The 952-nt window shown below is 40.2% G+C and carries 1 protein-coding gene; it reads left to right on the top strand.

Features of this window, described 5'->3' with window-relative positions; all coding sequences use genetic code 11:
* Positions 1-338: 338 nt before the first annotated feature.
* Positions 339-952 (top strand): mannose-1-phosphate guanylyltransferase (locus tag AC1DRQ_RS31845; RefSeq protein ID WP_477430204.1); only part of this gene is annotated, 614 nt, incomplete at its 3' end.

The following is a 952-nucleotide window of genomic DNA, read 5'->3' on the forward strand; positions in this document are numbered from 1 at the left end:
AGGCTGCATGAAATTAAAGTGATCTTAACCTGGTTAGGGTCACTTATTTGTTTGTAATACAAACTTTATGGCACTCTCTGAGCATTGACTTTTTGATGAAGCGTTTGAGTGAGCATCTTTAATCATGGTTAATCTCAGGATATATCTGTCTTTCTACCTGTTTTTATTTTTATAGGTAAAATTGAATCATTCATGGATATAATTACAGTAAAATTGAGATGTATAATGTATTTTAGCCGTGGTTTTTTAGTCAGCGTATTCTACGATGTGGAAAGTAACCATGTTCTTTAATCATCAATATAAAAGCATTTACCTTGTATTAGCCCCCTTTGAAACACATGAACAAAAATAACTATGCGATTATCATGGCAGGTGGTATTGGCAGCCGATTCTGGCCTATAAGCCGCTCATCGCATCCCAAACAGTTTATAGATATACTTGGAACCGGCAAAACCCTGATTCAAAACACCTATGAACGCTTCCTGAAGGTTTGCCCAAAAGAAAATATTTACGTAGTAACCAATGATAATTATACCAAACTGGTAAAAAATCAACTGCCAGACATGGCCGAAGGTCAGATATTAACCGAGCCGGTGATGCGTAATACCGCACCCTGTGTGGCTTATGGCTGTTTTAAAATAGAAAGCCTGAACCCTGATGCTGTCATCGTGGTGGCTCCCTCAGACCAGCAGATCCTGGATGAGGATGCCTTTGTAAGCGCAATTGAAAAATCCCTGCAAACCGCTGCAGCCAGTAATTGCCTGATCACCCTGGGTATTAAACCCTCCAGGCCCGATACCGGTTATGGTTATATTCAATATGCTGATCATGTGATCAATCATGATTTTCATAAGGTTAAAACCTTTACCGAGAAACCCACGCTGGAGATCGCCAAAACCTTTATCCAAAGTGGCGACTTTTTATGGAACGCGGGGATCTTTGTATGGTCGGC

Source organism: Mucilaginibacter sp. P4_E8 (genome assembly GCF_056401495.1).